The 23,652-nt window shown below is 64.6% G+C and carries 24 protein-coding genes and 1 pseudogene; 11 read left to right on the plus strand and 14 right to left on the minus strand.

What is annotated here, in order from left to right; translation table 11 throughout:
- Both GSQ79_RS12925 and GSQ79_RS12930 read right to left on the minus strand, forming a co-directional pair.
- Positions 1 to 413: xanthine dehydrogenase family protein subunit M (locus tag GSQ79_RS12925; protein WP_174243207.1), on the minus strand; the 413-nt coding region annotated here is incomplete at its 3' end.
- Positions 410 to 883, minus strand: a complete 474-nt coding sequence (locus GSQ79_RS12930) for a (2Fe-2S)-binding protein (protein WP_174243208.1) — start codon at positions 881 to 883, stop codon at positions 410 to 412. The genes GSQ79_RS12930 and GSQ79_RS12925, both read right to left, overlap by 4 nt.
- A gap of 314 nt (positions 884 to 1,197) precedes the next feature.
- Between GSQ79_RS12930 and GSQ79_RS12935 the strand changes: the two genes are divergently transcribed.
- The 4 genes from GSQ79_RS12935 to GSQ79_RS12950 are packed head-to-tail and all read left to right on the plus strand — an operon-like array spanning position 1,198 to position 4,302.
- On the plus strand, positions 1,198 to 1,989 hold the full coding sequence (locus GSQ79_RS12935) for an NAD kinase (protein WP_158809125.1): 792 nt from the start codon (positions 1,198 to 1,200) through the stop codon (positions 1,987 to 1,989).
- A 16-nt stretch (positions 1,990 to 2,005) separates the two neighbouring features.
- Complete coding sequence (locus tag GSQ79_RS12940) at positions 2,006 to 2,590, plus strand: NUDIX domain-containing protein (protein WP_210253077.1); 585 nt, start codon at positions 2,006 to 2,008, stop codon at positions 2,588 to 2,590.
- Between the two features lie 21 nt (positions 2,591 to 2,611).
- Positions 2,612 to 3,634, plus strand: coding sequence for an acetylxylan esterase (locus GSQ79_RS12945; RefSeq protein ID WP_158809127.1), 1,023 nt, complete (start codon positions 2,612 to 2,614; stop codon positions 3,632 to 3,634).
- Positions 3,574 to 4,302, plus strand: a complete 729-nt coding sequence (locus GSQ79_RS12950; RefSeq protein ID WP_158809128.1) for an esterase family protein — start codon at positions 3,574 to 3,576, stop codon at positions 4,300 to 4,302. The genes GSQ79_RS12945 and GSQ79_RS12950 overlap by 61 nt, the downstream gene beginning before the upstream one ends.
- 47 nt (positions 4,303 to 4,349) lie before the next feature.
- Here GSQ79_RS12950 and GSQ79_RS12955 read toward each other — a convergent pair whose 3' ends face one another.
- From GSQ79_RS12955 to GSQ79_RS12975, 5 genes are all read right to left on the minus strand, one after another.
- On the minus strand, positions 4,350 to 5,861 hold the full coding sequence (locus GSQ79_RS12955; protein WP_158809129.1) for an oligosaccharide flippase family protein: 1,512 nt from the start codon (positions 5,859 to 5,861) through the stop codon (positions 4,350 to 4,352).
- A 46-nt stretch (positions 5,862 to 5,907) separates the two neighbouring features.
- Positions 5,908 to 6,996 carry a glycosyltransferase gene (locus GSQ79_RS12960; RefSeq protein WP_158809130.1) on the minus strand — a complete coding sequence of 363 codons (1,089 nt, stop codon included), beginning with the start codon at positions 6,994 to 6,996 and terminating at the stop codon, positions 5,908 to 5,910.
- Between the two features lie 210 nt (positions 6,997 to 7,206).
- Positions 7,207 to 7,689, minus strand: coding sequence for a transcription elongation factor GreA (gene greA, locus GSQ79_RS12965; protein ID WP_158809131.1), 483 nt, complete (start codon positions 7,687 to 7,689; stop codon positions 7,207 to 7,209).
- An 81-nt stretch (positions 7,690 to 7,770) separates the two neighbouring features.
- Entirely contained in the window at positions 7,771 to 8,793 is a 1,023-nt protein-coding gene (locus GSQ79_RS12970; RefSeq protein ID WP_210253078.1) for a hypothetical protein, read from the minus strand.
- Between the two features lie 5 nt (positions 8,794 to 8,798).
- A complete protein-coding gene (locus GSQ79_RS12975; protein ID WP_158809132.1) occupies positions 8,799 to 11,264 on the minus strand; it encodes a YfhO family protein in 2,466 nt (821 codons plus the stop codon).
- Between the two features lie 293 nt (positions 11,265 to 11,557).
- Here GSQ79_RS12975 and GSQ79_RS12980 point away from each other — a divergent pair, with 293 nt between their 5' ends.
- The 5 genes from GSQ79_RS12980 (at position 11,558) to mctP (ending at position 15,979) form a co-directional block, all read left to right on the plus strand.
- A complete protein-coding gene (locus GSQ79_RS12980) occupies positions 11,558 to 12,118 on the plus strand; it encodes a nitroreductase (protein ID WP_158809133.1) in 561 nt (186 codons plus the stop codon).
- A gap of 13 nt (positions 12,119 to 12,131) precedes the next feature.
- Positions 12,132 to 12,767 carry a flavin reductase family protein gene (locus GSQ79_RS12985; RefSeq protein WP_158809134.1) on the plus strand — a complete coding sequence of 212 codons (636 nt, stop codon included), beginning with the start codon at positions 12,132 to 12,134 and terminating at the stop codon, positions 12,765 to 12,767.
- 103 nt (positions 12,768 to 12,870) lie between these two features.
- Positions 12,871 to 14,184, plus strand: a complete 1,314-nt coding sequence (locus GSQ79_RS12990) for a DUF2336 domain-containing protein (protein WP_158809135.1) — start codon at positions 12,871 to 12,873, stop codon at positions 14,182 to 14,184.
- Positions 14,185 to 14,276: 92 nt separating this feature from the next.
- Positions 14,277 to 14,450 (plus strand): DUF3311 domain-containing protein, encoded by a 174-nt coding sequence (locus tag GSQ79_RS12995; protein ID WP_158809136.1) that lies wholly within the window; start codon positions 14,277 to 14,279, stop codon positions 14,448 to 14,450.
- A complete protein-coding gene (gene mctP / locus GSQ79_RS13000) occupies positions 14,447 to 15,979 on the plus strand; it encodes a monocarboxylate uptake permease MctP (protein WP_158809137.1) in 1,533 nt (510 codons plus the stop codon). Before GSQ79_RS12995 ends, mctP begins: the two co-directional genes overlap by 4 nt.
- Before the next feature lie 127 nt (positions 15,980 to 16,106).
- On the opposite strand, the gene GSQ79_RS13005 is transcribed toward mctP, so the two are convergent.
- Positions 16,107 to 16,313, minus strand: a complete 207-nt coding sequence (locus GSQ79_RS13005) for a hypothetical protein (RefSeq protein WP_158809138.1) — start codon at positions 16,311 to 16,313, stop codon at positions 16,107 to 16,109.
- A 740-nt stretch (positions 16,314 to 17,053) separates the two neighbouring features.
- Positions 17,054 to 18,046 (minus strand): CDF family Co(II)/Ni(II) efflux transporter DmeF, encoded by a 993-nt coding sequence (gene dmeF, locus GSQ79_RS13010; protein ID WP_158809139.1) that lies wholly within the window; start codon positions 18,044 to 18,046, stop codon positions 17,054 to 17,056.
- Positions 18,047 to 18,262: 216 nt separating this feature from the next.
- Here dmeF and GSQ79_RS13015 point away from each other — a divergent pair, with 216 nt between their 5' ends.
- Positions 18,263 to 18,745 (plus strand): GNAT family N-acetyltransferase, encoded by a 483-nt coding sequence (locus GSQ79_RS13015; protein WP_158809140.1) that lies wholly within the window; start codon positions 18,263 to 18,265, stop codon positions 18,743 to 18,745.
- 28 nt (positions 18,746 to 18,773) lie between these two features.
- Here the strand turns inward: GSQ79_RS13015 and GSQ79_RS13020 are convergent, their stop codons facing one another.
- The 5 genes from GSQ79_RS13020 to pncA form a co-directional block, all read right to left on the minus strand.
- On the minus strand, positions 18,774 to 19,490 hold the full coding sequence (locus GSQ79_RS13020; protein WP_368669940.1) for a DUF72 domain-containing protein: 717 nt from the start codon (positions 19,488 to 19,490) through the stop codon (positions 18,774 to 18,776).
- A 124-nt stretch (positions 19,491 to 19,614) separates the two neighbouring features.
- A complete protein-coding gene (locus GSQ79_RS13025) occupies positions 19,615 to 21,042 on the minus strand; it encodes a TadE/TadG family type IV pilus assembly protein (protein WP_158809142.1) in 1,428 nt (475 codons plus the stop codon).
- 34 nt (positions 21,043 to 21,076) lie between these two features.
- Entirely contained in the window at positions 21,077 to 21,691 is a 615-nt protein-coding gene (locus tag GSQ79_RS13030) for a TadE/TadG family type IV pilus assembly protein (RefSeq protein ID WP_158809143.1), read from the minus strand.
- Positions 21,692 to 21,746: 55 nt separating this feature from the next.
- Positions 21,747 to 22,361: a TadE/TadG family type IV pilus assembly protein gene (locus tag GSQ79_RS13035; RefSeq protein WP_158809144.1), complete on the minus strand. Its 615-nt coding sequence runs from the start codon at positions 22,359 to 22,361 to the stop codon at positions 21,747 to 21,749.
- Positions 22,362 to 22,442: 81 nt separating this feature from the next.
- Positions 22,443 to 23,102, minus strand: coding sequence for a bifunctional nicotinamidase/pyrazinamidase (gene pncA, locus GSQ79_RS13040; protein WP_246725307.1), 660 nt, complete (start codon positions 23,100 to 23,102; stop codon positions 22,443 to 22,445).
- A 154-nt stretch (positions 23,103 to 23,256) separates the two neighbouring features.
- Here pncA and GSQ79_RS13045 point away from each other — a divergent pair.
- Positions 23,257 to 23,652: pseudogene (locus GSQ79_RS13045) on the plus strand (hypothetical protein); the annotation flags it as partial.

Below are 23,652 nucleotides of genomic sequence, written 5' to 3' on the forward strand. Positions count from 1 at the left end.
GGACATCCGGTACCGGGCTCGCGCTTGTTGCAGGGTGTGTCGGCGTCGTAAAAATAGTAGCAGCGCGTGCGCTGCAGGAGATTGCCGCCTGTCGTCGCGGCGTTCCGCAGCTGCGGCGAGGCGCCGGAGAGGATCGCGTTGACGAGCAGCGGATAGCGTTTCGCGACGGTGTCGTCGTATGCGGTGATGGAATTCGTCACCAGCGCCCCGATGCGCAGACCGCCGTCTGGCGCACTGGCTATTGCGCGGAGGGGCAAACGATTGATGTCGACGACCCGGGCCGGCTTCTCGACATTGTACTTCATCAGGTCGACGAGGTTGGTGCCGCCGGCGATGAACTTGCCCGACACATCGGCCTTGTCGCGGATGGCGGTGGCGACGTCGCCGGGACGATCGTAGCTGAAGCGATTCATCGGGCCGCCTCCGCGTCCATGACCTGCTGGATCGCAGCGACGATGTTCGGGTAAGCGCCGCAGCGGCAAAGATTACCGCTCATCAGTTCGCGGATCTCGTCGGCCGTCTTCGCCTTGCCTTCCTTCAGAAGGCCGGCTGCCGAACAGATCTGGCCGGGGGTGCAGTAGCCGCACTGGAACGCATCGTGCTCGATGAAAGCGGCCTGTAGCGGGTGCAGATGACCAACCTCGCCGAGCCCTTCGATGGTGGTGACCTCGGCGCCATCCTTGGTGACGCAGAGGGCGAGACAGGAATTGATCCGTACCCCGTCGACCAGCACGGTACAGGCGCCGCACTGGCCGTGGTCGCAGCCCTTCTTCGTACCGGTCAGGTGAAGCGTTTCACGCAGGGCATCGAGAAGAGTGGTCCAAGGGACAATATCGAGGTGGGTTTTCTGGCCATTGATCGTCAGATCGACGCCTACCGTCATAATCGACTCGGCGTGGGGGTCCACGGTTGTCACATCAGATCTCCGCAAGCTTGCAAACGCGCGCCGCCGGCACATGATGCCGGCTGACCGAGGGGATGGAGCATGTCTCCAGCCTCCCTCCGCGATGTGCCGTTAACGGGCGACCGGCTTAGCTGTTCCGGCCAGATTGGAACGTTTCTCATTTGTCGCAGAGGCTTTGGGTCGGCGTCGCCGCTTTACCCCACCCCATCGTTCCGGCTATGTGGCAAGACTGAAGACCGGCGGCAGCGCTGCGCGGCTCACAAACACCGGCGATCGCCGCGGAGACAGCTTGCATGGCCGCCGACATCGGTGCCGGACATCGCTTCCAGAAGATCGCCTTCCTCTCGTCAGGATCCCCCGAAGCCTCCGCCACCTGCGCCATGCTGGCGGACCGCTACGGCAACGCCGCGATGGACGAGGCCGACGTCGTCGTCGCGCTCGGCGGCGACGGCCTGATGCTGCAGACGCTGCATCGCTTCATGACCAAGGGCACCCCGATCTTCGGGATGAACCGCGGCTCGGTCGGCTTCCTGATGAACGATTTTCGCGACACCGACCTGATCGCACGGCTCGACGAGGCGATTCCCTCGGTCGTCCATCCCTTGATCATGGAGGCGACCAACGCCGCCGGCGAGGTCGAGGTGGCGCTGGCGATCAACGAGGTCTTTCTCTCGCGCCAGACATTTCAGGCGGCGAAGCTGCGCATCGCCATCGACGGCAAGGAGCGCCTTGCCGAACTGATCGCTGACGGCATTTTGGTGGCGACGCCGGCCGGCTCGACCGCCTACAACCTCTCCGTCAACGGGCCGATCCTGCCGCTCAACGCCTCCCTGATGGCGCTGACGCCGATCTCCGCCTTCCGGCCCCGGCGCTGGCGTGGCGCGCTGCTCCGCGACACCGTTAAAGTCGAGATCGACGTGCTGGAGGCAGTGAAGCGGCCGGTGTCGGCGGTGGCCGACCACTTCGAGGTGCGCGACGTGGTCCATGTCGAGATCCGCATGGATCACGAGACCGGTCTCGTGCTGCTGCACGACCCGACCCATTCCCTCGACGAACGCATTCTGCGCGAACAGTTCGGTTACTAACGGTAGGACAGATTTTTTGAGCGACTCGATCCGTATCGTCGCCCGCGACCTTCTCGCGCGCGGTTTTGGTGTCTTTGAAAAGATCGTCTTCGAGCGCCGCCGCTCCAATGGCGACATGCAGACGATGACCCGCGAAATCCTCGACACCGGCGACGGCGTCACGATCCTGCCCTACGATCTCGAGCGCCAGACCATCATCCTGATCCGCCAGTTCCGCGGCGTCGCCTTTTTGAAGGACGGCAAGCCGAATCTGATCGAGACCTGCGCCGGAAAACTCGAAGGCGCCGATCCGCTGACCCGGATCGTCAAGGAGACAGAGGAAGAGACCGGGATCAAACTGTCCGGGCCGCCGCGCCGGCTGTTCGAATGCTATATGAGCCCCGGCAGCTTCGCCGAGCGCCTGACCTTTTTCGTCGCGCCCTATACGGCCGCCGACCGCATCACCAACGGCGGCGGCCTGATCGACGAGGGCGAGGACATCGAGGTGATCGAAACGACGCTCGATGCCGCACTGGCGATGGTCGATAGCGGCGAGATCGTCGATGTGAAGACGATTCTGCTACTGCACTACGCGCGTTCGACGGGATTGATGACCCAATAGGCCAAGGGGGGCGGTGGCATCATGAGCATCCCGACCGACCACCCCTATGGCTTCGATCCGACCTACGGTCTCGGCCTGGACGACCTCCGCGCGATACGGCCTCCGAAGGCGCCCGCGAATTTCGACGCCTTCTGGCGGCCCCGTTACGACGCCGCGTTCGGACTCGACCCGCAACCGCAGCTTCGCGCGAGCGACGCGCGCCATCCGGACTGGCAGGTTTACGACATCACCTATACCTCGACAGATGATTTCAGGATCGGCGGCTGGCTGTTGCTGCCGCGGGACGGCCAGATCAGGCGTGGCCTCGTCGTCGGCCACGGCTACGGCGGCCGCGACCAGCCGGATTTCGACATTCCGGTCGAAGAGACGGCCGTGCTGTTTCCGTGTTTTCGCGGGCTCTCGCGAAGTCACCATCCGCCGATCTCCAGCGATCCCGCCTGGCACGTGCTCCACGATATCGACAAGCCGGACCGCTACATCCTGGGCGGCTGCGTCGAGGATCTGTGGCTGGCGGTCTCCGTTCTCACCCGGCTCTGTCCCGAGATCGGCGGCCGGATCGGCTATGCCGGCATCAGCTTCGGTGGCGGCATCGGCGCGCTGGCCATCCCGTGGGACCGGCGCATCGATCGCGGCCATCTGGTCGTGCCGACCTTCGGCAACATGCCGCTCTGGCTGAGCCTGCCGACCGTCGGCAGTGGTCATGCCGTCCAGATCTACCACAAGCACCACAGCGACGTGCTCGCAACGCTGAGCCTCTTCGATGCGGCGGCGGCGGCCGCGCGGATCACGATCCCCATGCTCGTGGCCGTCGCCCGCTTCGATCCGGCGGTGGCGCCGCCCTGCCAATTTTCGATCGCCAATGCACTGCCAGCATCAAACCATCATGAAACCGTCATCCTGGATGCGGGACACTTCGATTATCCTGGTGCTGCGGCGCAGCACGCGCAGCTCTCAGAGACCGTCGGACGATTTTTCAGGGCGACATGCGACGAGACCACCGGCGCTGGTACAGTCACCGCCTCCATCGCGACATGGAGCTCCTGATCTTCGGCCATGCCGGAGCGAAGGTGCTGATGTTTCCGACGCGGGACGGGCGATTCTGGGAATACGAAGCGCTCGCCGTCACCGCGAGCCTTGCCGATAAGGTCCGGGCCGGCCACCTGCAGCTCTATTGCATCGAGGGACTGGCGCGGGAAACCTTCTACGACGGCGGACGTCATCCGGCCGAGCGCATCCGTCGGCACGCCGCTTTCGAGGACTACATCCTCCACGAAGTGATGCCGCTGATGGCCGCGACCAATTCCCACGATTGCACGATGGCGATGGGCTGCAGTCTGGGCGCCTTCCAGGCGGCGAGCCTCGCCTTCCGGCATCCCCACCTCTTCCGCAAACTCGTCGCCTTCTCAGGCCGCTACGATCTGACGATGAAGGTGGACTGTTTCGACGACCTGTTCGAAGGCTACTACGGCGACGACATCTATTTCCACACGCCGACGCATTTTCTACCTGGCCTCTCCTGCCCATGGCGACTCGAAAAACTGCGCCAGCTCGACGTCGTCCTGGCCGTCGGCGACGCCGACCCTTTTCTCGACAACAACCGCCATCTCAGCCGGCTCCTGGATGACAAAGGGATCCGTCACGACCTGCATGTTTGGGACGGCCGCGCCCATCGCGGCGGCGCCTGGCGGGCGATGGCAGCGCTATACGTGTAAGTCGAAGACCACGCCCGCTCGAGCGATGATCCGAGACGAGCGCGCCATCAGGGCTTTCTGGTCTCGTAGGTCATCAGGTCCCCGTCGCCGAGCGGCGGGACGTCGGCGGGCCGGGCACCCTGCGATCCCACCTTCGCCAAAAGCGCCGTCGCGGCGGACTTCAGTTCCCGGTAGAGGGGATGATCCATAATCTGCAGCGCGGCAAACCACAGCGCGATTCCGGCCATGCCGCTTAGAATGCAATAGCCGAACGGCGTCTCGTAGGAGAAACGATACCGCGCCATCAGCGCCAGGGCCGGCGCCACCGCGACGATGGTCAAGGCCAGGCTTCGCGCGTAGATCGGCACCAGATCGCGCCAGGTCGTGTCCGTCATGCTTTGCAGCGGGCGCCGGTAGATCGTCACCGAAACAGCGGCATCGACGATACGCCCGACGGCCGCGCCCGAAAGCGAGACAAGGCATCCCAGGCTGAAGGCGCCCAGCCCGACCAGGTTGCGGAGCGTCTCGAGTTTCGCCTGTCTGCCTGTTTCGCCGCAGATGACGAAGATCTCCCAGGTCATGCTGACCGAAATCAAAATCATCGAGCTGATGCAGAGAAGGGAGAGGGGCAAAGCGGCATCGGTCCACTGCCTTCCATAGACCGACTCGACCAGCGGGCCGGCGAGAACGGCGAGCCCCGCGAAGGCCGGCCACAGCATCGCCGTCAAGGCTTCTAAAATCCTGAGGTAGGATAGACGCAGCGACTGTCCGTCACGGCGGCGCTGCGCCAGATCCGACAGGAAGATGCGACCGAGCACGGCGTGAATGTTTTCCCAGAGCAGCGCGTTGATCCCGGAGGCGCGTGAAAAAATACCGAGGGCCCCCAAACCAAGGATGCGGCCGAGAAGAAGGTCGGCGACGCGGCCGGACAGCATCGTCACCCCGGAAATGGCCAGCATCTGCAATCCGAAGGTCGTCACAAATCGCCACTCCCGAAGGCGAAGTCGGAACACGAGGTGCCGGCGACCGATCATGCAGAAGAGGATCGTATTCGCGAGGGCGCCCGCGACCGCCCCCCATCCAAGGCTCATGGTCCCGAAACCAAGAATCGCCAGGGTGATCGTCACGGCCGCAATCAAGATGACGCGGATGCTGCCGATCACCGTTATCCAGTGGAACTGCATGTCGCGCTGCATGACGGCGGCCGGAAGGAACTGGAAGAGGCCAAGGATCGGCGGCAGCGCCAACACTTCCATGACTCCGCGGATCGACTCGTCGTGGTAAAAAGCAGCGCCGACCGTGCCCAAGGCGTAGATGGCCGCAGCAAGCAGCAGGCTCATGAGGGCGTTGATGGTGAATATGGTTTCCAGCAAAGCGATCTTATCGCCGGGCTCGCGGATGATCAGCTGGTTCAAGCCTATGCCCTGCACCGCGGACACGAGACTTGTCGTTGCCATCGCCACCGCGAAGACCCCCATCTCGCGTGGCGTCAGGAGGCGCGCCAAGGCAATCTGACTGCCCATTTGAACGATGAAGAGCAGGACCTGGCCGCCGAACGTCCAGACGATCGCGCGTCTCACAGCGACCTCGGCGCGCGACGAACCGTCCTGTCTGACGAAAGATTGCTCAAGACGAGCCTGGCTCGGTCTTTATCGCGCTGCTCGACCTTGTCGACCCCAAGGTCGCAAGAGCGTCCTTGGCAAAGGCCCGCAGCGTCAGGCCGCCATGCACGGGCGCGGCATAAGCCCCCCGGATGACAAGCCCGATCAGAATGGCGGCCCGCTTCGATAGCGAACGTGCCTGCGCCAGCGTAAGCCTCCGCTCATAGATCTGGGTCAGGCGTTCCCAATATCTTGCGCCATCCTCGGCGCGGGCCGTCCACGCACCCGTCGCACGCGCCGTCGCGGCCAGGAGTTCCTGCCGCGACTGACACATTTGGAGATGGAACGCGAGATCCTGCGGGTCGGCCAGCAAAAGCCTTTTGAGCTTGGAGAGGCTATCGCCGCCCTTCCCAGCGCCGAACGTGTTCCCGCCATGCTGCCGATAGAGCACCAGAGGCTCTTTCAGATAAACCGTGCGGCCGAACGTCGTCCCGAGGAAATAAACCCAGCGGTCGTGTGACAACAATCGACGGGGATCGATATTGTCGGGACCTCTTTTGGAGTCCGCAAGAATCTCGAGAAGCTCGCGGCGAATGGTCGTCGAGAATCCGAAAAAGACGCCCCACGGCGCGAGCGTGAGCGGCGTGAACACACCGCCCTTCCGCATATGCGCAAGGCGTCCGACACGCGTGCGCTCGCCATCGATCAGCCAGGCGTCGTGGCCGCAAATAATGGCGTCCGCTGCCCGCATCGCGTCAACGGATTGTCTCAACTTGTCGGGCAGCCAGATATCGTCCTGGTCGCAGAACGCGATGTAGCGCCCGCGGCAGCGCGACGCTGTCGCCAGGAAGTTGCCGCCGAAATGCAGCCGTTCGTCATTCACCGTGAAGCGAACCGGAAACGGCACCGTCTTCGCAAAATTGGCAATGATGTCCGCGGTCTCGTCATCCGAGCGGTCGTCACCGATCACGAGTTCGAGCGGCATCAATGTTTGCGTACGCAAACTCTCGAGCTGTTCCGCCAGAAACTTAGCGCCGTTGAACGTGGCAAGCGCAACGGACACCGAGAGATCCGGGTCGGAGCGAAATTGTGAAATCGGATCGAACAAGCTCATGCGCCGGGACTTCCAGGAGGCCCGATCAAGGCGCTTGAGATTAAGAAAACTCTCGGCGCTGCAAGATGGCCCGAACGCCCCACCATACCAACGCTGCGCCGTCTTCGGAAGACGAAGCGACGCGGACCTTCGATCGTCCTCAATGTTTCGTCAACGCAAGGGCCCGGCCGAACGTCGCCCGAAGCCGTCCTCACCTCGACGCTTTAGCCTTTAGTCGACCGCCACGATCTCCACCTCCGCCCCGGCGATGCGCACGGTGTCGCCCTCGCCCTTGCCGAGCAATGCGCTCGCCATCGGTGACACGTAGGACAAGGTGCCGGACGCCGGCTCGGCCTCGTCCTCGCCGACGATGCAAAAGGTCTGGCGGCGGCCATCGGCCCGCTCGATGGTCACCCGGGTGCCGAAGCGCACGACGTCCGGATCCGTCGCCGGCGGCATCAGCTGCGCGGTGGCGCGCCGCGCGGCGTAGTAGCGCAGATCACGGGCGGCGCGCGCCAGGGCCCGCATGTCGCCCGGCTGCGCCTCGTTGGCTTGATTGGCGGCATAATCCGCGCGGGCCTGCGCCAGCGCCGCGTCGAGCTGCGCCAGGCCGGCGACGGTGACGAGGTTGGGATGCGACGAGATCGGCCGGTCCGGCAGATCGGTGGCAGCCGCGTTCTCGGTATCGCCTTCCTTGGTGAAGGCGACGCTCATGCTGGGCTTTGGCTGGTCATGACGAAATCCGGTGACAGGATCGCAAACCTTAGGGCAAACACGCCGCGCGGCAATGGGGCCCTACTTCGCTACGACCTCGACGTCACGGTCCAGCGTCGAATCCACCTTGAACGTCGTCTGGTAGGTTTTCGCGTCGTGGCGGGCGATGGCGACATACTCGCCTTCGGCCAGCACCAGCGACGGGAAGGCGCCGATCATTTCGCGGATCACGTCGCCACCGGGCGTCAGGATGGTGAAGGAGGTGTTGGCCAGCGCCTCGCCGCCCGGCGTGCTCACCAACTTCAGCGTCATTACCGCGGAACGATGGCGCAACGTGGCATCGGTCAGCTTGCCGGACTGCACCTTCAGATCGGCGCTGACCACCGAGTTCGTCTTGTTGCCGACGCCGGCCTGCTGGGTGCCGCTATAGCCCGCCGTATCGAGCAGCGTGGAGACGACGTGGTAGTTGCCCTCGGGCAGGCCGATGAGGTCGCCGGCCTTGGCGCGCGCAACCACCAGCTTGGCTTCGGAATTGCCGGCCTCCGGGATGAAGATGGAGATCTGCAGCTTGGTCGGGTTGATCGGCTGGTCGCCGAGCATGCCGACGATGCGCAGCGCCCCGGCATTCAGCACCACCCGCTCACTGGAGGCTTGGTCGCTCACCGTCACGCGGCGCACCGCGCTCGCCAGGTCGAGCGAGGCGTGGACGATGTAAGTGCCCTCGGGCAGCGCCAGCGCCGGCGCGGCCTCCTTCGACTCGAGCACGAGCTTGTGGCGCCCGTCAGCCCCCGCCTTTTCCTCGAAGACCCGCCAGATCAGGGGGCCCTTGCCGATCGGCTGCGCGTCGTGCGGCGCCAGCAACGCGGAGAGGTAAAGCTGCCCCTTCTTCATCTCAACGGGCACGGCGGGGGTGGGCTGCGTCAGCGGATTGGCGGCGGGAAGGCCCGAAAGCGCGGGAATGACTGCAGGCGCGAGATTCGGCGGCGTCGCGGGCGCGGGGCTTGGGGTGACGCCGGGCGTCGCGGGGTTGGCGAAGGTCTGCGCCGCGACGGGCGCGCCCATGACAAGCGCCGCAGCGAGGCCGCACAGAACGGGATGCAGCACACCTCTCATCGTTTGCTGCGCAACAGACTGCCGGCCGCGGCCGTGAGGTTGGCGAGCGACAACGGACGGAAGCGGAAGGTGACGCTGTGCCGGCCCGCCGGCACTTCGACGCCACGGAACAGGATGTTCGCCCGCAGCAGCGGCGCCGACTGACCGTCGACGCTGACCGTCCAGCCGGGATAGGCGAGGTCGTGCAGCACCACGACGCCGGGCTCCGGCGTATCGACGGCGATGGTGACGGCATTGTCCTCGTAGGACGTGATCCGGGTGCTCGCCGCGACGCTCGCCGCCGCGGCCGTGAGAAGCTGCGGCTGCTTGAGCCCGGCGACGTCCTTGACGTCGATCAGGGCTTCGCGGCCGAGATCGAAATCGGGCATCTGCTCGTCGGTGATCACGTCGTCGCTGTCGACGGCTTTGACATGCGTGGCGAGATAGGCGCGCGGCGTCGGCTGGTTCTGCAGGCGGTAGACATAAAAACTCTGGCCGGCGAACAGCAGGTCCGCCTTCGGCCGGGGAAACTGCCGGGGCAGCCGGTCGAGCGGCCGGTCGAGCACGAGATAGTCGAGCCCGAGCATCGAGGCGAGGCGCCCGGTGTAGCCGCGGAACAGGCCGGGGAATTCGCGCTGGTCGATGTCGATGGCGCTCTCGGTCGGGCCGACGGCGCGCTCGTAGTCCGAGATGCGCAGCGGGTTGTAGCCGATCGTGTCCTCGAGCTTCAGCACCATGGAGGCGTTCTGCCAGGAGCCGTTGACGCCGATGAGCTCGACGCGGGGATGCTCGCCCAGTGCCTTGCGGCGATCGAGCTCGGCCCGCAGGACGGCGAGGCCGTCCTTTTCGTCGGGATAGAGGCCGTTGTAGGCGCTGTAGGTCGAGATCGGCTCGGCGTTGACGGCCGACGCCGCGTTGCGCCAGACGAGTTCGCCCGCCGTCGCGGCGACGAGCAGCGCAGCGGCGATGGCGCGCGCCCGGCGCGTGCGGGGCACGATCATCGCCACCACGGCCACGGCCGCGAAGCCGGCGGCAAGCCCAAGCTGGATCAGCGAGGCGTCGAAATGATCGTAGCGCCGGGCGAAGGCGAGGCCGCCGCCGATCAACGCGGCCATGCCGACAAGCGTGACGACGGGGAGCGCCCAGGCGAGGCGACGCGGCAGCATGGCGCGCGGATGCGGCATGCCCTCGAGGATGTAGCGATGCAGCAGATAGCCGGCGCCGAAGGCCAGCGCGACGTTGATCGGAAAGCTGGCATCGGCGGGGCGGCGATACAGGGCCACGCCGGGCACCCAATCGAAGATCACACCGAACAGCGGCGTGTAGCGCCCGAAAGCGTAGATCAGCGCGAACGCGAGCAGCGCGGTAAAGAAGCGCATCCCGCGCTGCAGCACCCGGCCGCCGGCGAGACCCTGCCAGACCAGCAGCACGACCGGCACGGTGCCGATGAACATATAATCCATCGTGCGGTCGGTCTTGTCGGTCCAGTCGTTGCCGAGGATGAGGCCGATGCCCGGGCCCCAATAATCATAGACGCGGTCGAGCGAACCGAACACGTCGGGGGCGATCAGGGTCAGCAGGTTGCTCGGGTTGAGCGAACCGGCAAGCGCGACGCCGTAGGTGATGCTGGGCCGGTTGGAATCATGGACGAACTGCAGCGTCAGCAGGATCGGCACGATCATGCAGGCGACGGTCACCGCGCCGGCGCAGAACAGGATCGGCGAGCGATTGAGCAGGTAGGCAACCGGCTTGCCGCTCTCCAGCGCCTCGCGCAGGACGACACCGAGCAGGCCGAGGCAGAGCATGAAGGCGACCTGATCGCGGCCGAGCGCCATCAGGGCGACCGTTAGGCCGGCGAGAACCGCCCAGGCCAGCGACCGCCGCGTCAGCGCCCCCTGGAGGCTCCACAATGCCCAGGGGAAGTAGATGTAGGAGATGATCATCCCGGTGTGTTCGAGCCGGCCGGAGGCCGCGCCGCCGAAGGTGAACACCAGGGTCGTCAGCAGGCCCGCGGCCGGATGCCAGCCCCAGCGCCGCGCGAGGCAGAGCACGCCGACGCCGCCGACGAAGAGATGGCCGAGGATCACGCCATCGAACACCGGCATCGACGCGTCCGGCGCGATCAGCGCAAACAGCATCATGCTCGGCGTAAAGATCAGCGACTGCGGATCGGCGATCGCGGGATAGCCGGAAAAATGATAGGGATTCCAGAGCGGCACGGTGCCGTGACGCAGTGCGTCCGCGAGGAAGCGGAACATCGGATAGAAGTGGTTCTTCGAATCCCACGGCACGACGGCATCAGCGAGGCGCCAGATCGCGAAGGCGCCGGCCAGGAACAGGAACAGGCTGGCGATGCAGCCGAGGAAGACCGGCGTCGACCAGACTTTTGCGCGAAAACGCGCGGCGGCGGCGCGGCGCGTGCCAAGCCGGGCTCCGATCGATCCGGCATCGGCGGGCGAGGCAATGGTATCGAGAAGCGTCATCGGGCGGCCTCGGACGTCCGCAAGCCGAGCGCGGTCGCGCGTCGCCAAAAATGTCCCGCTATGATCTCAGACCGCGCCAAACCTCTTGCCCCCATCCATGCTCGTCCCGGCACACTCCTCGCACACAAGGCGAAGCGCGCCCACCCTCCTGCCCTAAAGCGGTTAAGGCGGCGCTTCGGGAAATCGCCCCCTGGATGACGACTTAATGTGGCGGGGATGCGATAAGAGCCCACCGAGCTTGAACGCGACCGCCTCGAACGTAGACTCCCTAGATGAGAGCGACTGAACCATCAATGAACGAAATCATACGCTTGCTGGAGACCCGCCGATCCGCCCCCGTGCCGATGCTCGGCGCCCCTGGCCCAAGCCCCGAACAGACCCAGGCGCTGCTGACGATCGCCTCTCGCGTGCCCGATCACGGCAAGATCGCGCCATGGCGATTCATCGTGTTCGAGGGCGAGGCGCGAACCCGCGCCGGCGCGATGCTCGCCGAGGTGTTCGCGTCCCAGAATGCCGACGCGCAGGAGAAGCGGCTCGCCGTCGAGCGGGCCCGATTCTCGGCACCGCTGGTGATCGGCGTGGTCTCCCGCGCCGGCCCCCACATCAAAGTGCCGGAGTGGGAGCAGGTGCTATCGGCCGGCGCCGTCTGCATGAACCTCACCGTCGCGGCCAACGCGCTCGGCTTCGCCACAGTCTGGCTGACGGAGTGGTACGCTTATGACCGCCAGGCGCTCGAGCGCTTCGGCCTTGGGCCCGATGAAAAAATGGCCGGCTTCATCCATATCGGCAGCGCCCCCGCGCCCCGCGAAGACCGCCCCCGCCCGGCTCTCGCCGACGTCGTCACCCGGTTCTAACCTTGGATTCTTCATGCTGTTCTACGAGCCGCAGGCCCGCGACAAGACCGTTCTGCCGCACGACCCGTTCAAGGCGCTGATCGCGCCTCGGCCGATCGGCTGGGTGACGACCATCGGCCTGAACGGCGCCATCAACCTGGCGCCGTACTCTTTCTTCAACGCCTTCGCCGACAGCCCGCCGATCATCGCGTTCTCGTCCCAGGGCATCAAGGATTCCGTGACCTTCGCGCAAGAGACTGGGCAGTTCGTGTGGAACATGCCGACCTGGGACCTGCGCGAGGCGATGAACCAGACCGCGGCGCCGCTGCCGCGCGGCCAGAGCGAGGCGGCGTTCGCGCACCTCGAGATGGCGCCCTCGCAGCTGGTGAAGCCGCCGCGCGTCAAGGCCAGCCCTGCGGCGCTCGAATGCGAAGTCATCGAGGTGAAGAAGCTGGTCGATCGGCACGGCACGCCGACGGGGCATTGGCTGGTGTTCGGCGAAGTGGTGGGCGTCCACCTCGACGAGACCTTCATCAAGGACGGTCTGGTCGACATGGCGGCGATGCAGCCGATCGCGCGCTGCGGCTACATGGATTACGTCGTCGCCGACACGGTGTTCCAGATGAAGCGCCCGCCGCGCGTGCGCGCCGACGGGACCTTGGAAGGGTGAACACGAATTAAGATTTCGGTAATCGACTCAAAGGTTTGATCCTTAATCCTCTCTTTACCATGATCAGCGATTCATGAGCGTGTCGTAACCCGCGTGGCACCTCATGATCGTCAGTCAGTTCCAGTCCTGGGCCGAAACCGCATCGCCGCCAAGCCGCGCCGACGGGGTGAGCGCCTTGGCACGGGCGCTGCTCTACTCCGATCTGACCGCCGACCAGACCCGCGCCACGATCCGCGCCCTGACCGGCTTTCTCGACGACCCCTCGACCCTGGTGCGCCGCGCTTTGGCCGATGCGCTGGCCAGCGCCGGCGAAGCCCCGCATCACATCATCCTCGCGCTTGCCGAGGACCATCCGAGCATCGCGTCGATCGTGTTGAGCCGCTCGCCGGTTCTCGGCGACGCCGAGCTCATCGATTTCGCCGCCAACGGCGACAGCCCGGCGCAATGCGCCATCGCCTCGCGCGCCTATCTCTCCGCCGATGTCGCCGCCGCCCTCGCGGACGTCGGCACATCCGAGGCGCTCGTCGCGCTGGCGTCGAACCCCGGCGTGACGTTGTCGGACGAGACGATCAAACACATGGTCGCGCGGCACGGCAGCCACGGCGCGCTGCGCGAAGCGCTGCTTGCCCGCGGCAGCCTGCCGGTGACGGTCCGCGTCGAGCTCGTTGCGGCAACCGCAAGCGCGCTCGCGGCGTTCTTGAATGGCCGCGACTGGATGTCGGAAGAGCGCACCAGACGCATCACCCGCGAGGCCACGGAGCGCGCGACGATCGCCATCGCCGCGACGCCGGATCTCGACATGACGGGCATGAGCGCGCTGACGGCGGACCTCCGTGGCACCGGCCGGCTCACCGCGGCCCTCGCCTTCCGCGCCCTGCTCAGCGGCAACCGCCTGCTGTTCCAGGCGGCGCTCAGCGAGCTTTCCGGCATGGCGCCCGCGCGCGTCAACGGCCTCGTCCGCCAATCCGAAAGCGCCGGCTTCGCCGCGCTGTACCGCAAGACCGGCCTGCCGTTGCCGCTGCTACCGGCCTTCCGCCTGGCGTTGACGGCGTTGCGCCACCACGAGGCCGAACGCGGCACGCTGTCCGCGTCGCTGGTTGCCCGCGTGCTCGCCGGCTGCAGTGCCATCAATGACGGCGCGCTCGACAAGCTGATCGCGCTGTTGCGCCGCTTCGAAGCCGAAGCCGCGCGCGACGAGGCCCGCGTGAAGCCACCGAAGCCGACGCCGATCCGCCCCGCCATGGCGATCGCCGCGACGCCGCCGCTGCCCCGCGCGCAGCGCGAAGCGATGCTGCTGGCCGCCATAGACTTCGACGAAGCCGTGCCGATGGAGCGCGCGGTGCCGATGGCGCAGCCGCTGCCGGCTCGCTTCACCATCGATCTTGCGGCGATCGAGGCGGAGCTGATGGCGGCGTAAAGCGCCGTCATTGCGGTAGCGCTCGACCCTTGCCAGCGAAAGACAATTGCCGATAGAGCAAGGTCCCCTGCTCGCCCGGCCAAGGCCCTCTCGTGAAAATCCTTCTCCTCGCCGCTCCCTGCCTGCTTGCCCTCGCCGTGCCGCTGTACAACAGCGACAGCCCGCGGCTGTTCGGCTTTCCCTTCTTTTACTGGGCGCTGATCGGGCTGGTGCCGGTCTCGGCCCTGTTCATCTACGCCGTGTTCAAGATGGACGGCGGCAAATGATCGCGCATCTGAACTGGACCGCGACGCTCGTCTTCGTCGCCTTCTTCGCACTGGTCACCGGACTTGGCTTCATCGCGGGGCGCTGGCGCGCCGGCGATCTCGACGACCTCGCCGAGTGGGGCCTCGGCGGCCGGCGTTTCGGCGCCTGGGTCTCGTGGTTCCTCATCGGCGGCGATCTCTACACCGCCTACACCGTGATCGCCGTGCCGGCGGTGGTCTACGCCGTCGGCGCCTACGGCATGTTCGCGATCCCCTACACGATCCTCATCTATCCCCTGCTCTACCTCACGTTTCCACGCCTCTGGGCCGTGACGCGCGCAAAAGGCTACATCACCGCGGCGGATTATGTGGACGGGCGTTACGGCAACCGCTGGCTGGCGCTGGCGGTGGCGCTGACCGGAATCCTCGCGACGATGCCTTACATCGCGCTGCAGCTCGTCGGCATGGAGAAGGTGATTTCCGCGCTCGGCTTCGAGGGCGGGCCGTGGGCCAGCCACTTGCCGCTGACCATCGCCTTCATCATCCTGGCCATCTACACCTATCAGAGCGGGCTCAGGGCGCCGGCGATGATCGCCTTCGTCAAGGACATCATGATCTACATCTTCGTCATCGCGGCGGTGATCGTGGTGCCCTTAAAACTCGGCGGCTACGGCGCGGTATTCGACGCCGCGGGCGCGGCGTTGGCGAAGAAAGCGGCGCTCTCCGGCAAGCCAGCCGGGCTCACCCTGCTGCCGGCGCAAATCATGCCGTTCATCACGCTGGCCATCGGCTCGGCGATGGCGCTGTTCATGTACCCGCATTCGATGACGGGGATTCTCGCCGCCAACAGCGGCACGGCGATCCGCAAGAACGCCTACATGCTCCCGGCCTATTCGCTGGTGCTCGGCTTTATCGCGATCATGGGCTACATGGCGCTGGCCGCCGGCATCGAGGTGAAGAACCCGCAGGATGTCGTGCCGCAGCTGTTCCTAAAAATGTTTCCGAGCTGGTTCGCCGGCTTCGCCTTCGCCGGCATTGCCATCGGCGCGCTGGTGCCAGCCGCGGTGATGTCGATCGGCGCCGCCAACACGTTCACCCGCAACGTGTGGAAGCCGTTCGTCGACCCGGGCATCGGCTCCAAAGAGGAAGCCGACCTCGCCAAGCTGATGAGCCTGATCGTCAAGGTCGGCGCGCTGATCGTGATTCTCGTCATGCCGACGACGTTCGCGCTGGACCTGCAGCTGCTCGGCGGCGTGTGGATGATCCAGGTGTTTCCGGCTGTCGTGTTCGGGCTGTTCACGCGCTGGTTCAGCGGTTGGGCGCTGCTCGCGGGTTGGGCGATCGGGATGGTGGTCGGCACCGGCCTCGCCGCGGGGCCGCTGGCCTGGACGCCGGTGCATGCCGTGTTTGGCCTGGGCTTTTCCGCCTATAACGGGCTGATCGCGTTCGTGCTCAACGTCGCCGTGGCCGGGGCGCTGTCGGCGCTGCTGCCGAACACCGCGCCGGATGCGACGCGGGCGGCGGATTACGAGGACGAGGCGCTGGCGTAGAGAGCACGCACCGCCGTGATGTCATCCCGGCCGAAGCGCAGCGGAGAGCCGGGACCTATGAACGCCACGCTGGATTGATGAACGCCATAATCTCAGCGGCGCAGTTGCCCGTTCTGAAAGCCGGTGTTCATGGTTCCCGGGCTCGCCTGCGGCGTCCCAGGATGACAGCGGTCTTCGGCTGATCAAGCGGCGGCAGGTCGATGATCGCGTCAAGCCACTCGGCTTCGGTGGTTGCGGGGTTGTCAGTGTCGGCTTCAGCCATGCGCTCGATCTCATCGTCGATCAGGGCGTCAATGCGCTTCCAATCCGTTCTGCTCGCACGTTTCTGGGTCATAGGCGGCTCTTGACGTGTGCGGATCTCCATTACCCGTCGGCGACTGCGCTTCCTTGAACCACGGTGTTTAAAGGCGTCGGTATGCCCCACCTTCGAAAGAAGAACGTGTCGATACCGGCTGCAATCGTCATGATTGCGGCGGACAGGGTCCAGAACCAGTATCCTTCTCTGTATTCCGTAACAGGTACGTTTGCATCTTCCAGGCCCAGAGGAAGATTTCCCACCCAAAGAAAGCTAAGACAAAATACAACGGCGGACAAAGCCACAATGGACGCGGCTCGCGACTTGCCTCTAAACAGCAAAACCCACGATATCCAAATCAGGGGGTTGGCTATCCAAGATGCCAGGCCCAAGACATGATAAAAAATCAACGTGCCGCACGCGACGAGAATTGTAGCTGTTTGAGCCACTCTCCACCTTTCTCTTAACATTATAGCCGCAACGCAGACTGCAATTGGCGGGATCAGACTCTGACCGAAAAACGCGAAAGGACTTATGAGGACGCCCAACCAGCCCAGCCCCAAAGTAACGATAGCACTTTTCTCTGTATCGTAATTTATATAATCGAAGTCGAAGTTTGGCGTTACGAAAGCGACACTGAACAAGCATCGGACATAAACGGCGATGCTAAGCAGCACCGCGAGGGCACGGGCGATGCTTCGAGCCTCAAATCTCATGTCAGCCATACAATCATCAGAATGCCAATTCGCGCATCATTGCACACGCCTTAAAAGCCCAGCTCACGCCGCCGCCGCAACACCCCCGCAGCGCTGCACCTCGACCGTCACATGCGACAGCCCCTCCACCGCCGCGAGCCGGCGCTTGTAGACGTCTGGTGCTTCCGGCTGGTCCGAGACGATCGAGACGATGACACCGGCATGGCCCGGGCCGAGCCGCCAGAGGTGCAGGTCGGCGACCTTGTCGCCGCCCGTCTCAAGCTTGCCGCGGATCGTGGCCGCGAGATCCTGGCTCGGCACGACATCGAGCAGCACGGCGCCGGCGCTGCGGATCAGGCTGTAGGTCCAGGACAGGATCACCAGGGTGCCGATCAGGCCCATCACCGGGTCGAGCCAGGTCAGGCCGAGATAACGGCCGGCGAGCAGCGCGACGATGGCCAGCACCGACGTCAGCGCATCGGCCATCACATGAAGGTAGGCGGCGCGAAAATTCGTGTCGGCATGCGCCGGGGCATGGCTGTGTGTATGATGATCGACATGTGAATGGCCGTGATGCTCGTGCGCGTGACCATGATCGTGGTGCGCATGGGCATGCCCCGTGCCGCCATGCAGCAGCCAGGCGCTGGCAAGGTTGACGCAGAGCCCGACCACCGCGATCGGCGTCGCCTCGGCAAAGGCGATGGACACCGGCGCAAACAGCCGGCTCGCGCTTTCGTAGCCGATGAACAGCGCGATCATCGCGAGAATGATGGCGCTGGCGAAGGCGGCGAGTTCGCCGAGTTTGCCGGTGCCAAAACTGAACCGCGGGTCGTGCGCGTGGGTGCGGGCGAAGCGGTAGGCCAGCGCCGCGATGCCGAGCGCCGCCGCGTGCGTGGACATGTGCCAACCGTCGGCGAACAGCGCCATCGAGCCGAACAAGCCACCGCCGACGATCTCGACCACCATCATCGCGGCGGTCAGGGCCACCACGAACAGCGTGCGCCGCTCGTTACGCTGGTGCGCGCTCCCGAGAAATTGATGGTCGTGCGTCCAGGCCTGGATCGAGTGGCTGTGCATCGGCGCTGCTCCTAACGTGCGGCTAACATACCCGCGCCAGCACGGTTTCCAAAGTCAGGGCCGCGGCGAGCAAGGCCGCGGCCTGCCCGGCGGATTTCTCGATCACAAAAGTCCGCAACTTTTGTGGAAAATGCCAAGGTCTTCGGCGCGGCCGGTCGATGCCTCGTTGTATCGAGCGGACTGGCGGGATGGTCTGTTTGGCCGCAAGAAGACACAATGCTGATACGCCCTGCCCTCGCCGCCGACGCCGACGCCATCTGGCGCATCATCGGTCCGACCATCCGCGCCGGCGAAACCTATGCGCTCGATCGCGATCTCGGCGCGGCGGCTGCGCTAGCTTATTGGATGGGCGCCGATGGCGACACCTTTGTCGTCGAGGCGGATGGAGCTGTGCTCGGCACCTATTATATCCGCCCCAACCAGCAGGGCGGCGGCCGGCACGTCTGCAATTGCGGGTTCATGACGAGCGCAGCCGCCGCCGGGCGTGGCGTCGCCCGCCTGATGTACGAGCACGCGGCGGCCCACGCCCGATCACAGGGATATCGCGCGATGCAATTCAATTTCGTGGTGAGCACCAACCTGCGGGCGGTGCGGTTGTGGCAATCGCTCGGCTTCGCGATCGTGGGCCGACTGCCGGGAGCTTTCTTGCATCCGAGCGAAGGGTTTGTGGACGCGCTGGTGATGTTCAAGACGCTGTAGGGGACGTCACGACGTCATTGCGCCGACCCTAGCGCCCCAGTACCGTCAGCGCGTTGCCCAGCGCTGCAAAGGCGGCGGTGTTGTCGAAGATGCACCATGTCGGGACACCGCGCGCCGCGTCGGCCGCCAAAGCGTCGCGCGTCGCGTCAAGCACGGCCGGCTCGTAGTTCGAATAATAGATGCGGGGGCTGCCGTGCAGACGACGGTAGACGAGACCGTCCCAGCCGCCCGGCGCGTCGGCGCCCGGCACCACGGCAGGGTCGGCGGCAACGCGCGCCACCTGCAAGGCCTTCAGCCGCGCCTCGACCTCGGGCGTGAGCCAGCTGCCATGGCGCGGCTCCAGCGCGACCGGTGCCTTGATATGGCGGCGGAGTTCGATGAAGAAGGTTTCCGTCAGTGCCGCATCGTGAGCAAAACTCGGCGGCAGCTGGACCAGCACGACGCCGAGCTTGTCGCCGAGGCCCGCGAGTTCTTCGCCGAACCGGGCGACAAGCGCGTCACAGCCGACGAGCTTGTGCTCGTGCGAGATGGCCTTGGGCATCTTCACCGCGAAGCGGAAGGACGCCGGCACACTCGCCGCCCAGCGCTCGTAGGTGGCCGGTTTATGAGCGCGATAGAACGACGAATTGATTTCCACCGCATCGAGCTTTTGCGCGTAGCGCTCGAGATGAGTGCCATCCATCGCAAAGGCGCCGCCGTAGCGCGAAGGAATCGTCCAGCCGGCGGTGCCGATGTAGAGCGCCATGGGATGCATCTTGAACCGAGGCCGCGCAAAACGAACACCGGTTGGTAGCCGAAGCGGGCTCGAACGCAAGGCCCGATCGCACGCTTTCACAAAACAAGCCGTGCCGCGATGAGGGACGCGCCGGCTACTTCGCGATATGCGCGGCCTGCAGCGCCTGGCTCAACATCTGTTGCAACGTCGTCGTGATATCGGCGGAGGTGTTGGCCGTATGAAAGAAACCGTCTGACGCACAGGCTTGCAAGGCGGCAGCGTCGGCCGGGATCGCGGCATTAGCTTTCCCGTCTTCGTTATTGGCGAAAGACGCATTGGCCGGGTTGATCGGTGTATACGGTATATAAAGCACCGAGATCGTCACGCCGAGGCTTTTAATGTTTGCACAGTTGCTTGGATCAAGCGCTTGTGGTGTCGAGCCGTTAGGCCAAGTGTTGAACGAATTATAATACTGATTGTTCTGCATACCGTCGCTGATGAGAAACAGATAAGGGGCCGCTTGCGCGGAATTGGCTCCCTTGCCGATCGGCGAGATCTTCTTTTGCACGAAAGGCAAGGCAGCTTCAAAATGTGTGCCGCCACTGCCGTAAGTCGTCGATGTTCCCGTATCGAGAAGGTTGGTCAGAGCCGGGACGGTCATGGTGGCCTGGGGGCCACTGTAAAGAGCGGTCGTGCAGCCGACCGCCGTCATGGCACCTTGCAGGTCACTGCTGGTGGGCGACGGCGAGTTGACCGGAAAAAACTGGCCCGCGGTCGTGATGAAGGGATAGATGCCCACTCGGAACTGGTTGGCCAAGGTCTCCTGATTGGAGGCGGACTGGAGGAACTGGCACACCGCACTCGTGACCGAGTCGACTCGCAAGACGATGCCGTTGCTGCGCGATAGATTGAAGCCCTGGCATTGTGCCGCCTGACTGGTCTTAGGGTCGGTACAGAGCTTATCCGCCATGTGGCATGCGAAAACGCAACCGCTCGGATAGGCCGATTTGTTGTCCGTGTTTACGAGCGCGAGTTTGGTCTGATCCGATGCCGCGGTCGGCAGGCCCATGGACCCCGACATATCGACCATCAGGTAAAAGTCGAGGTAGCTGCCGATGGTCATCGTCGAGGTCGACGTGCCGCCGATGTTGAGAGTCTTGACGCCAATCATGGAGCTGAACTGGCTTGCCATCGGCGTCGTGTAGGACACGGTCGCACTGATCGTCTGGCCGGAATTCGTCATTGTCGACGACGGCGTCGGGACGCCGGCGAACGCGATGCGCCCGGCGTTGGCCTTGAAGGCGACCAGAGCCTGAGCGTTGCCGGCGGCAAAAGCGTCGATCGGCGAGGTCAGCGACCCGTTCTGCGCATTGATGATGTTGGAGGCCGTGGTGATCGCCACCATGGAAGCGGCATCGGCCGCCCCGTCCAGCTTCGTCTTGTCGGAAATCCCGAGGCTGTAGTCGATGGCGAAACCAAGGATGCAGAACGTCGGCACTGCGGCGATCGCGAAGATCACGGCCGATGCGCCACTGCGATCGGACAGCAGGTGCCGAAGCTTGCGCGCCATGGATGCGATCATGAACGTGTCCTAGCCTGGAATGTGAGCGCGGCGCTCAACTGCAAACGTACGCAGCGTCGAAACCCGATGACGTGTAGGGAACGGGAAACTGATAGCGCGGCTGCATGAAATAACTCCGCCGAATGGTGACAGCGGGAATCAGTTTGGACCCAAATATTGGCGTGTAGGCATAGACGACGTCTGCAACGATGATGGAGCCGGCGGCGTAAATGTCCTGCGGCAGGGTCGTCAGGGTCGTCGTCACGGTGTCCGCTTGCGCCGTCGGCGGCACGGTGCAGGAGCGCTGGCCTGCGATAGGACTGTTGACGCTCCACGCGACCTTTGCCGTATATGCGCAGTTCGACGTGCACCCGGCCTTCGTCGGCGTGAAAATGATGCTCGACATCGTCAGGGCGACGTCGAAATTCCACTGTGTTCCGCGCGAGGCGGAATCGCCCAACAGGAACGGCGTGGTGACGACGGTCGAATAATAATCGAAGACGGCATCGTTGAAGTTGTAAGCCGTCGTGCGTTCGGCCACCCGCGTCGCCAGAGAATAGGCGAGATTGGTGATCGACCGCGACATGTAGATGAAGCGCGCAGCCTCCGCACCCGCAAGCATGAACAGGACGAGGATCGGCATGATGATCGCGAATTCGAGCGCTGCCACAGCAGTTTCGGCTTGCCGGAATGACGCCAGTCGCGCACGGAATTGTTTCAGCATCTCAGCACGCCGACGTGGGAGCGACGAACGGCTCGTTGAGGAACGTCGCCGTCGCCATCACGAGAAATACCTTCTGGCCATTGTAGACCGTCGTCGCCGAACTCGCGAACAACGACATAAATCTCGGAACCGGATAGAGAACCTGCAGGTAGACGTAGCTCGGAGTCTTGCCCCCCTGGCCCGGACAATACGTCGCGCCTGTGTTGGTCAGCGCCGGAATGATTAGGTTGGTCTGCTGCGCATTCACGAAGGTCATGTAGGACTGATAATTATTCGCATTGCCCGCGGTGTACGGAACATTGCTGACGTTGACGATCAGGTTGTTGCAATTCACCGTCATCGGCAGAGCCGGGCATATTAGTTGCGTAACAAACTGAGTCTGCGTCAGCTGCGCCTGCTGCACGGCGCCGATCCGGATCTGCCGCGCCGCCTTCTGCGTCGCGAAATCGAGGCCCTGCTTGACGTAGACCATGTAGCCGATGGAAATCAGAAAGACGATCGTCGCCAAAAACGGTAAGGCGATAAGCCCAAATTCGACAGCGGTCGCGCCCGACCGGTCACGCGCGAACGCGATCGCCGATACGGCCGTCAGCTTGTTGAGTTTAGCGGCAGCCAAAGTACGCCTCGTTAGATCGTGCGCAATTTGTATAGTCGCGGCTCGCTAATAGGCCGTTAATGCAACCATGGCTTATCCAGCCTATCGTCCGCTATTGGCTCGAGGCTCGATCGACAGCGCCAGCACATCCCGCGTCATCATCCGCGCCACCCGCGCCGCGTCCATGGCTGCCCAGGCCGCAGCCATCGATCCGCCGGCGTCGATGCCGCGTGTGGCATCGACGATGACGACCGTCGCAAACCCGGCTTTGCGGGCGTCGAGAGCCGTCCAGGCGACACAGAAATCCGTCGCCAGTCCCGTTACGAATACGCGTGTAAAGCCGCGCTCGCGAAGGTAACCGGCGAGCCCGGTCGGCGTCCTGGCATCGGCCTCGACGAAAGCGGAATAGCTGTCGAGGCTCGTCCGGTAGCCTTTCCGGATGATCAGCTCGGCTTGCCGGATGCGCAGACCCTGCGACAAAGCCGCGCCGGTCGTGCCCTGTAAACAATGATCCGGCCACAGGACCTGCGGCCGCCCGTCCGCGAGCGTGACGGTCTCGAACGGCGCCCTGCCCACATGGCTCGACGCGAAGGAGATGTGGCCGGCCGGGTGCCAATCCTGGGTCAGGATCACATGAGCGAAGTGCTGCGCCAGCGCGTTGATCGGCGCGACGACGGCGCCGCCGTCGGGCACGGCCAGCGCGCCGCCGGGCAGGAAATCGTTCTGAACGTCGACGACGACGAGAATGTCGGTTTGGCTCAAAGTGTTTCGCCTCGTTAAGACATCGCCGACACTACGTGAAATTTTCGCAGCGATATCAACCCCTTTAATAAGTGGGAAAGAATCACACATTAAGAACGATGGTTAACGGCGCGAGCTTCTTTCTTGCTGCGTTGTGGGAACCCAAACGATGTCCATGTCCGTATCCTCAACCAGCGCCAGCCAACTGCTCGCCTTGTCCCAGGCCCTGGCGAAGAAGACGTCGACGCTCAACGACGAAAACTCATCCAGCGGCGACGGTTCCGCGACCAGTGCCAGCACGACCGCGGCGCCGGCGCTCGATCCCTCGCAGATGGGCGCCTTCGCCGCCAACCTCGCCGGCCTGCTGGTGCAGATGAGCGGCACCGACGACGCGACCGGCACAACCGCGTCGACCTCAAGCACCGCGGCGACGACCGGCACGGACGCCACCATGGACAGCAGCACCGACTCGGAAGCCAAAATCCTCGCCGACCTGCAGACTCTGGCCACCGATTTCGCCGCCAGCACCGCGGCGACCACGGCCGCCACCACCGCCAGCACCAGCGCGTCG

This window comes from Beijerinckia sp. L45 (assembly GCF_009765775.1).
GTDB lineage: Bacteria > Pseudomonadota > Alphaproteobacteria > Rhizobiales > Beijerinckiaceae > RH-AL1.